Origin of the sequence: Ruminococcus sp. AF20-12LB, assembly GCF_003478985.1 — a bacterium.
In the GTDB taxonomy this organism is placed as follows: Bacteria; Bacillota; Clostridia; order Lachnospirales; family Lachnospiraceae; genus Blautia_A.
The window spans coordinates 1-3,915 of sequence record NZ_QUGH01000028.1; the positions used below are offsets into that span (position 1 = coordinate 1).

The following is a 3,915-nucleotide window of genomic DNA, read 5'->3' on the forward strand; positions in this document are numbered from 1 at the left end:
ACCCACCCGAATATCGTTTTTTTTATTTGGTGAGTTTGTTCTTTCAAATACGAAACAAATGCTCATGTACGGTAAAGTATCACAAGAAAATTATGTCGAATTGACAGCCGCCTCCGCTATACCGAATAAGGAAATAAAGAGTCCTCAAATTTTGCGCTACTAAATGAAGACGAGCGGAAGTAATCTCCCGCTCGTCAGTAAACTTAACTATGCCATATCAATCCCGCTTCTTTCCCGCCACCGGCACTAAGAACAGCGCGGGCAACAGCAGGAAAGCGGTACAGACCAGCCCCCAGGGTATGGACACCTGCTGGGCTACCAGCCCCACAATAGGCCCGCCGATGATCTGCCCGAAAGAGTCCAGCTGTCCGCTGGTGGAAAAGACTGTGGCGCGCATTTTCTCATCCACTTGGTCGTTCATCCAGGCGGCCAGCACAGGCTCCTTGATGGTGCGCATAAGCCCCGCCAGCAGGAACACCAACAACATGAACCAAAAGCTCCGCCCCACCGCGAAGAGAACCAGGAACAGGATATACCCGGCGCTGGTGGACATGACCACACTGGTTCGGCTGACAGTCCCTTTTTTCTCCATGCGGGCGATGAGCAACTGAGAAGCCAGAATACCTAAGCCGTTGCCGATAAGACTGATAACACCGAACCAAGTGACGCTGTTCAGCGGCCCGATAACGGGTATTACCGTGTCATCCAGAAAATGAGCGGTGGAGAGCCGGTCAAAGCCTTCACTGGCAAGTCCCCCGCATAGTGTGATTGCTAAGAGCGCCAGCAACACAGGTGCGCCTTTCACAAAGCCCAGGTTGAGCTTGAACAGGCAGACAAAGTCTTTAAGCAAGCCCTGCCGTTCCTCAATAGCAGGGGAGAAGTTGGTTTCTGGCATGATGCGAACCATCACCAGCCCCAACAACAAGCACAAACTGCCCCCCAAGATGAGAGGCATTTGCAGGTTTATGTTTCCCAGCAGTGTGCCCAGCACCACGCCCAGAACGCCGCCGATTTGCCCCATTTGACTGCCCCGCAGGAACACCTTGTCTATGGGTTTGTCCTCTTCCTCCGAGGCAATCCACGCCTCCAGAGCGCCGGTGATGAAGGTATCACCGCAACCCCAGACAACCTGGGCCAGCAGAACCGGCGCGAACCACGGTAGCGCACCCTCCATCAGAAAGCCCAGGCCGTAGAGGAACATTCCAATCAGCACCGAGCGCCGACGGCTATACAAATCCGCCACCACACCGGTGGGCATCTCGAACAGAAAGCAGGAGGTCTCCTGAACCGTCCCTACCAGGACAAGCTGGAAAGCATCCAGCTGCACCACCTCCAGGTGGTACACGATGGAAAGCACTGTGGACATAGAAACCGCCAGGGAACAGACAAATCGGAACAGCAGGTAGACAGAATATGCCTTTGAATTTTTAGCAAACATGAAGTTACATTCTCCTTTCAAATCTCATTTTATATGACTTTTGCAAGCTGTTAAGCTAACTTGTGGAACATATGCCGAACCTTATCTATACGGCTATTCGGGCGGCGGGGTTGGCAAATAAATTTACCAATAGCTGGCTGGTATCCTTTTAACTCTGTCAAGCAGACTCCCTGCCCATTTGTGAAATAAGTTAAATCGTTCCTGTATTCTTGAATACATCTAGCAGGGATTTCTCCTTTCAGAATGACCTCGTCATTCTTTATCTGAGTACTTACAATATCTGCACAATACCTTGGAGCATCATGATACGCCCGTGAGAGATATTCCTGCGGTGCATAAATTTCAAAGTGGAGATATGGCTCTAATAGTTCTGTCCCTGCTTTTTTTAAAGCCTGCTCCAATACGATAGGGGAAAGCAGCCGAAAGTCTGCGGGGGTACTTACAGGACTATAATACAATCCATATTCAAAACAGATTTTACAGTCTGTCACTTTCCATCCATACAGCCCCTGCTCGCAGCCATAAAGAACCCCCTCCATAACCGCATTTTGGAACGATTGATTTAAATATCCAAGTGAAACTCTGCTTTCATACTGCACTCCGCTTCCAATAGGGAGCGGCTCTATGGACAACCCGACAGAAGCCCAGAAAGGATTTGGCGGGACTTCTATGTGGATGGTATATTCTGCTTTTCTAAGCGGTCTTTCCATATATATAACAGTAGGCTCTTTTATTTCTGCCTCCACATGATATTTTTCCTCAAGGATGGCACAAATGACTTCCATCTGCACATTCCCCAAAAAAGATAACATAATCTCATGGGTAACAGTATCAATGTCAAAATGCAAAAGAGGGTCTGTATCAGCAATCTCTGCGAGGGCATTTAACAGGGCTTCCCTTTGCTCCGGCTTTTGCGGCTCTACCGTTGTCCGAAGTAATGGCATGGGATTATCAATCCGTGTTTTGTGAGGCAGGAGTTTTTCATTTCCCAGGATATCGTTCAGTTTCAAAGTATCATCAGCTAAAATAACAATTTCTCCCGGACAGGCATGGTCAGCCGGGACGATTTCACCGTTTGTCGGAACACACATCTCTGTGATTTTTATTTTCTCTTTTTCAGATATTCTAATAACATCCCTCAAATGCAATGTTCCGCTATATATACGCACATAAACAAAACGCCGCCTTTTCTCTGAATATTCAATCTTAAAAACCTGCCCGCATAGTTCAGATTGACCTTCAGGCGTTGATGAATAAAATTTACTGGCAATTACTTCTATAAGCTGCCGAATCCCCAGATTGTTTTTAGCGCTTCCGTGATAAACGGGAAATAACGTTCCGTTTTGGAATCTCCTGTTTTCTTCCTGTTCCAGTTCTGACATTTTAAACGGTTTCCCTGACATATATTTCTCTAATAGTTCATCGTTTCCCATAATTACCGCATCCCACTGTTCCATATCGTCATTGTCCGTTACATTTATATGGGGATGCTGCCCAACCTTTTGCTTCACTATAATTTCCGAAGAAAGCTTTGCTTTCATTTCCCGATATACCATTGGCAAATCAATCCCCTCTTGGTCAATTTTATTGATGAAAAAAATTGTCGGAATCTTCATTATCTGTAGTGCATGAAACAGTATACGGGTCTGTGCCTGTATGCCATCCTTTGCAGAAACTAATAATACTGCTCCGTCTAATACGGATAAAGAACGGTATACTTCCGCCAAAAAATCCATATGGCCTGGCGTATCTATAATGTTGACTTTTACATCCTCCCACTGAAAAGATGTCACTGCTGTCTGGATAGTGATTCCCCTTTGACGCTCCAAATTCATTGTATCTGTCCTTGTTGTGCCTTCATCTACGCTCCCTAGTTCTGCAATTGCACCACTGGTATACAATAAACTTTCCGTTAATGTTGTCTTTCCTGCGTCAACGTGAGCCAGAATGCCTAAGTTAATTATTTTCATGTGATTTTCCTCCTATCAACACCCAAAAAAGGGCATAAAAATACCCAGTGATAAATACTCCTATCACTGGGTAAATAACTCCAATAGCCCCAAAACACTTATATGTTTTCGGGCATATAAAATTACATGATAAAAGTATTCTTAAACTGGGTACAAAAAACTAAGCCCCATATTAAAAGTGAAACGGGACTGCTACTTTTTGTTCCCACTATCAAATTGACAGTTTATTTAAGAATACCTTGCCGCATATTTATTAACTCCTTGTATAATACTGAATCTAATTATACTCCTTAACCCTTTATTTGTCAAGCTGACAAACTAAAGCAGAAAAAGCGGCAGGATTTCCCCCTGCCACTAATCATCTGTTTATGCAAAAATAATTTCCTTTTCCACAATCTCCCTCGCACAAGCCCTTATGTTATTGAGGCATCCTGTCCATTCTAAGGCGTTTTCTGCCTTTAGCTGTTCCGTTATGCCCTGTGCCTGTTTCATACCCTCTATGAGCCT

Annotated in this window: 3 protein-coding genes; all 3 read right to left on the reverse strand. The window is 45.3% G+C overall.

The window, feature by feature from the left end; all coding sequences use genetic code 11:
* Positions 1-217: 217 nt before the first annotated feature.
* A complete protein-coding gene (gene tet(40) / locus DWX61_RS18580) occupies positions 218-1,438 on the reverse strand; it encodes a tetracycline efflux MFS transporter Tet(40) (RefSeq protein ID WP_109215034.1) in 1,221 nt (406 codons plus the stop codon).
* A gap of 50 nt (positions 1,439-1,488) precedes the next feature.
* Complete coding sequence (gene tet(O), locus DWX61_RS18585) at positions 1,489-3,408, reverse strand: tetracycline resistance ribosomal protection protein Tet(O) (protein ID WP_109215033.1); 1,920 nt, start codon at positions 3,406-3,408, stop codon at positions 1,489-1,491.
* 366 nt (positions 3,409-3,774) lie between these two features.
* Positions 3,775-3,915 (reverse strand): TnpV protein (locus tag DWX61_RS18590; protein WP_118626675.1); only part of this gene is annotated, 141 nt, incomplete at its 5' end.